Annotated in this window: 6 protein-coding genes; 4 read left to right on the top strand and 2 right to left on the bottom strand. The window is 58.8% G+C overall.

Annotated features, from left to right (window positions below; translation table 11 throughout):
- From AC1DO7_RS40355 to AC1DO7_RS40340, 4 genes are all read left to right on the top strand, one after another.
- Positions 1 to 338 (top strand): SLAC1 family transporter (locus AC1DO7_RS40355; RefSeq protein WP_477117498.1); only part of this gene is annotated, 338 nt, incomplete at its 5' end.
- A gap of 266 nt (positions 339 to 604) precedes the next feature.
- On the top strand, positions 605 to 1564 hold the full coding sequence (locus AC1DO7_RS40350) for a GlxA family transcriptional regulator (RefSeq protein WP_441619083.1): 960 nt from the start codon (positions 605 to 607) through the stop codon (positions 1562 to 1564).
- 401 nt (positions 1565 to 1965) lie between these two features.
- A complete protein-coding gene (locus AC1DO7_RS40345) occupies positions 1966 to 2583 on the top strand; it encodes a hypothetical protein (protein ID WP_441619081.1) in 618 nt (205 codons plus the stop codon).
- 106 nt (positions 2584 to 2689) lie between these two features.
- Positions 2690 to 2962, top strand: coding sequence for a hypothetical protein (locus AC1DO7_RS40340; protein WP_441619079.1), 273 nt, complete (start codon positions 2690 to 2692; stop codon positions 2960 to 2962).
- Positions 2963 to 3264: 302 nt separating this feature from the next.
- Here AC1DO7_RS40340 and AC1DO7_RS40335 read toward each other — a convergent pair whose 3' ends face one another.
- Together AC1DO7_RS40335 and AC1DO7_RS40330 are read right to left on the bottom strand one after the other, a co-directional pair.
- On the bottom strand, positions 3265 to 4071 hold the full coding sequence (locus tag AC1DO7_RS40335) for a DsbC family protein (RefSeq protein WP_477117497.1): 807 nt from the start codon (positions 4069 to 4071) through the stop codon (positions 3265 to 3267).
- A gap of 212 nt (positions 4072 to 4283) precedes the next feature.
- Positions 4284 to 5263 (bottom strand): dicarboxylate/amino acid:cation symporter (locus AC1DO7_RS40330; RefSeq protein ID WP_477117496.1); only part of this gene is annotated, 980 nt, incomplete at its 5' end.

Raw genomic sequence — 5263 nt, 5'->3', positions numbered from 1 at the left:
TGATTGCGCCGTTCGAAGTTGGATTTCTTGCATACGTGAACGTCGCTCAGCATGTCGATATGTTCGCGTCGCTGCTCTTCTACTTCGGCTTCTTCCTCTTTATCGTTCTCGGCTTCAAAGTCTTCCGCCGCTCGATTCCTTTTGCTGCGTCCTGGTGGGCGATTAGCTTCCCGATGGCTGCCCTGGCGAATGCCGCACTGAAATATGCACTCTTTGCCAATACCTGGCCGCTGACGCTAATCGCCGGCCTCATCCTCGCCATCCTTACGATTGCGATTGGCATCTTGTTCATTCGCACGCTTCACCTGCTCTTCAGCGGCCGCTTGCTGCTTGGCTGAAGTCGCTAGACCTGCGCCGCACGTTCCCGAGCCGGGCCCCCGATAGACGGCGGCCCGGCAACCCGCGGCAGAGGGCAATTCCCCGGGTGCTCCGCACGGGAAACGCACGGCCTCCGTACAAGGGGAAGGCAGCGTAGTTTCAAGAAAGATGGCAACCAGACTCCCGCGCCAAATACAGCCAATGATGGCGCAAACACGGACCCCCAAAGGCCGGTTGACCTTTTCTGATTAAACAGCACGCAACAGGCCTCGACCAATAAGCGACCATGAAAGTAGCCGTACTTGCATTTCCGGGCGTCCAGATGCTTGATGTGGTTGGCCCAATTGACGTGTTCAACGAAGCCGCCAGGCAGGCTGGAAATCCGGGCGCATACACGTTCGAAATCATCACGCCGGAGCGCGGCGAAGTCCGGGCATCAAATGGCATGACGTTCTTCTCCGACGCTGGCATCGCATCAGCGAGTGGTGACATTGACACGCTTCTTGTTGCAGGCAGCCCGAAGATGCGCGAAATCGAGGAGCAAGCGGCCCTGCTCTCCTGGCTCGTGCAGCAAAGCAAACGGGTGCGCAGGCTTGGCGCCGTGTGTTCGGGGGCGTTCTTGTTGGCCCGTGCCGGTCTTCTGGATGGAAAGAGGGCTACGACGCACTGGAACGCATCGACCCGCCTGGCGAGCACATTTCCCGCCGTAACCGTGGAACCTGACCGTATCTACATCAAGGATGGAGCTACCTACACATCCGCAGGCGTTACCGCGGGCATGGACTTGGCATTGGCCTTGGTCGAAGAGGACTTCGGTCGCGGTGTGGCGTTGAAAGTCGCAAGAGAGTTCGTGATGTTCCTCAAACGGCCAGGTGGGCAATCGCAATTCAGCGCTCACCTGGCGGCCCAGACCGCTGAGAAGAGCGTTATTCGCGACGTGCAGAACTGGGTGCTTGAGAACATTGAGAAGCCCCTTTCCGTAGACCATCTTGCGCTGCACGCAGGAATGAGCACGCGGAACTTTGCCCGCATGTTCAAGCGCGAGTCGAACACGACACCGGCCGAATTTGTCGAAGGGGCTCGTCTGGACGCCGCGAGGCGGATGTTGGAGGAAACTGCCAATCCCTTGAAGCGGGTCGCGGCACTCTGCGGATTCGGCGACCCCAATAGCCTTCGCCGCGCATTTGTTCGTCGCCTCGGCGTCACACCGGCAGACTACAGGCGCCGGTTTCGGACTGCCACCTAGCTCGCCCCAACACCGCGTACTCACTCAAAGCGGCCCCACGAATCGGATTTCAAATGCTCAAACGGAAGGTGTTTGTAGATGGAGTGGAAACTCCCGTTGGCCTTACCCTGTGGGGGCTATTGCGGAACAGGTCCGATTTGGAACTATCATGCTATGAGCCCTTCGTCCACGAGGGGCGTGTGTCGCGGATTGACATCGCCCGAGAGGCCGATTTCGCTATCCTCTGTGGGAATGCCTCCTCCTCCCTCGAGCTTCTGGGACATCTGCACGAGGGGCCCCGAATCATCGATACCAGTGGAGCATATCTCTCAGGTGGTGACGTAGTGTGCGGTCTCCCCGAGTTCTTCCGGGAAAACTCTGCTCTCATTCGCGAAGCACGCGTTGTAGGGATTCCGAACGCTGTGGCAAGTGCCTCCATTTCGCTGTTGCACCCCCTGTTTGAAGCTGGATACCTGGCCCCCCGCCTGCCGATAAGTATCCATGCGGTGCAAGGATATAGTGCACTGGAGGCTAGCGAGACCAGGTCGCGCGCGGAAACCGCGGCCCGCGCGGAGCGCGCCGTCTTCCGGACTTTGCAGACAACCTCCATTGACCGTGAACTGCGGGAAATCAAGCGATGGACCCGTCCCCCGCAAGCGATACAGCTTGCCACAAGCATAGGAAACTTTGCGCGTGGCACCGCCGTACACATCCCACTGTTCCAATCCAACCTCACGCCGCATCACACGCTGGAGGACGCGTACTCCTTGCTGGAGCGCTGGTACCTTGATTCATGTCACGTCAGGGTGACACGAGGCGCCACCCCAGCCGACGGCATCGCCGTAGGCGAAGTCAGTGACACCAACATCCTGGAACTCTACTGCCTGCCGGGAAGCTCCGAGGAAAGCGGGTTGCTTGCTGCGCGATTGGACAATCTTGGGCGCGGCTCGGCCCGAGCTGCGATTCAGGCCCTGAATATCATGCTCGACAGGAGGGCCGACTTTGCGCTTGACGGCTGCTTGCAACCCGAGTGCAGGTAATAGGTTCTCCATGCTTGGAGCGGGCACTCGGTAGCCCGCTTTTGCATCGGCGGAGAATATCCCGAATGGAAGACCAGGCTGTACGTTTGCTTAGGATGGTTACAAGATGGACTGCGAACTTCGTACCGCGGACGATGCGGGCGCCGGCGGTTTGGCATGGCTTGGCATCTACGCCAACAGAATCGTCGATGCCAGTGACTATCGGCTAATTTCCCAGGCCGTTAGCTTGGTGACCGAGACCATGTATCTCGAAGTACTCCCGCTGGCCTCGGATGGTTGTCTATTTCGCTGGCGATTCGAGGCGGAGTATCGCACTGCCTACATGGAAGCTTTCAGAGCGGTCTTCGCATTCGTAGGCATTCCGCTAGCTATTCGTTAGCGCCCTCAGAGAAGGACTGAAGGCGGCCTCGGGAATGAGCCTGATCCAGGGCACACGCCACCTGTCTCATCAGCGCTGCTGGTGACGCTCGATGGTGAAGTCTCGAGGCATCTCCTGCGGCTGCTCCCATCGAGAGAACCTCTCTCTTTCCCTTTCCCTTTCCCTTTCCCAATCCCGATGCCGGTGTTCCTCGCGCGGAGGAGCGATGACACATGCACTCAACAGAACCACCGAGCTGATACCCACTACAACGGCGCGCTTCACAATTTCTACCTTCATACGAGTTCTTGACGCCGTGGAGGTTATCTCGGTCCGCAAGCGCGATGTGTATGAGTATTTTGTGTCGATGTCATAAACGGAGACAAATTGCGCTGCGCTCGCACTTTGGCGGCTGTCCGCGCTGAACGCTCGAGCGTGACCACGTCGGCAGCACCGGCCAGCCGCGTGCCGTCAGCAAAGAACACGCCGGGCGTGCCCGTCACGTTCAGCTTCCTGCCCAGCCGAAGGTTGTCGGCAATAGGTGTCTTGCAGTTGGCCTTCCCTGCCGGGGCAACTTTCCCAAGCATCSAGTCTCGCCAGGCCTTGGTCCTATCCGCCGCGCACCAGATCTGCCGGGCCTTGAGCTCCGAATCGTCGGATAACACCGGCATAAGGAAGGTGTAGACGGTCACATCGTCAATCTGACGCAAATTCTGCTCAAGCCGGCGGCAGTACGGGCAGTTTGGGTCCGAGAATACGGCCATCTGCCGGCTTCCATTTCCCTTGGTCCACTTCAACGCGTCGGCGAGAGGCAGGTCAGACCATTTGATGCGATTCAAGTCGGCAAGGCGCTCTTCCGTCAGGTTGGCACCGCTCTTTGCATCAACCATCACGCCGTTGATGATGTATCTCGCGGAGCCATCCGTGTACACCAAGCCACCACCAATGCTGACCTCGAACAAGCCGGGAATCGGTGTCTTTGCGACTCCCTTGACTTCGGCACGGCCGTCCAGCATTTTCTTCATTTCCGCGGCAATTCTGTTACTGTCCGGGTCCTCTGGCGCATTGGCTGAGGCAGCGGATGCGGCGCAGGTAACCGCTGCCATGGCGAAGAACAGTCCTGTGCTCATGCACGCCGTCATGAACGCGGACGGTCGCCCTGGTTTCTTTTCGAGCATATCTTTGAAGGTGGCCTTTCAGGCCGCTGTGAGTAATTCGGAATAGGTTGGCCGGCACGCCTGCGAGTCGGACGGGTTGCCCTCGACGACTCTCCAAACGGCCGCAGCTTTCACCAGAAATTCGAAGCGCGAGTCGCGGCGTTCTCTACACCCCGCCTGGGGCCCTACGCCGTCCTGGGGGTATCCAGGCTCGACCGCGCAGCGGAGGAGCTTTGCAGTCCTCCCTCGCTCTTTGCGACCACGGCCGTAGCCAACGCATTCCCAAGGACGTTCGTAACCGTGCGAGCCATGTCGAGGATATGGTCAACGCCAAGCACGAGCAAGATGCCGGCTTCCGGCAGTCCGAACATCGGCAATACGGCCGCGACGACAACGAGGGAGGCCCTGGGAACGCCCGCAATCCCCTTGCTTGTCACGAGCAAGACCAAGAGCATCGTAATCTGCTTCGTCAGGGACAACTCGATGCCATAGACCTGCGCGACAAACAGCGCCGCGAACGAGGTATACATGATGGAGCCATCAAGATTGAACGAGTAACCAAGCGGAAGGACGAAGCTGACAATACGGTCCTTTACGCCGAAGTGCCCGAGATGCTCGACCACCTTCGGGTAAGCCGACTCACTACTTGCCGTAGCAAAGCCCAATAGAAGCGGAGCACGAATCTCGCCAAGCAACCGGAATACATCTCGCCCGAGGAACCAGTAGCCTGCACCGATAAGAATGACCCAGAGTATCGCCAGCGACAGGTACACGCTGCCGAGCAGTTTTCCATAGACGAGGAGCACGCCGACACCCTGGGTAGAGATGACCGCGGAGATGGCGCCAAACACGCCGGCCGGAGCAAAGGCCATCACGTAGTTGGTCAGCTTGAGCATCACGTGCCCGAGTCCGTCGATGGACAGGAGTAGCGGCTTGCCGACGCCATCCTTCATGGTGCCAAGTGCGGCACCGAAGAACACGGAGAAGACCACAATCTGGAGTATCTCATTCGTCGCCATCGATTCAATGACGCTCTTCGGGAACATATGAGCGATGAAGTCTCTCAAGTTCAAAGCATTGGTTTTCAAGTTCGAGGCGGCGTCCGCGGCTGGCAGCGGCAGATCCATGCCAAGCCCCGGCGTCAAGACGTTTGCCATAACGAGGC

The organism is Cupriavidus sp. 05N40 (genome assembly GCF_056397305.1).
This window is presented reverse-complemented; position numbering and strand designations above follow the sequence as displayed.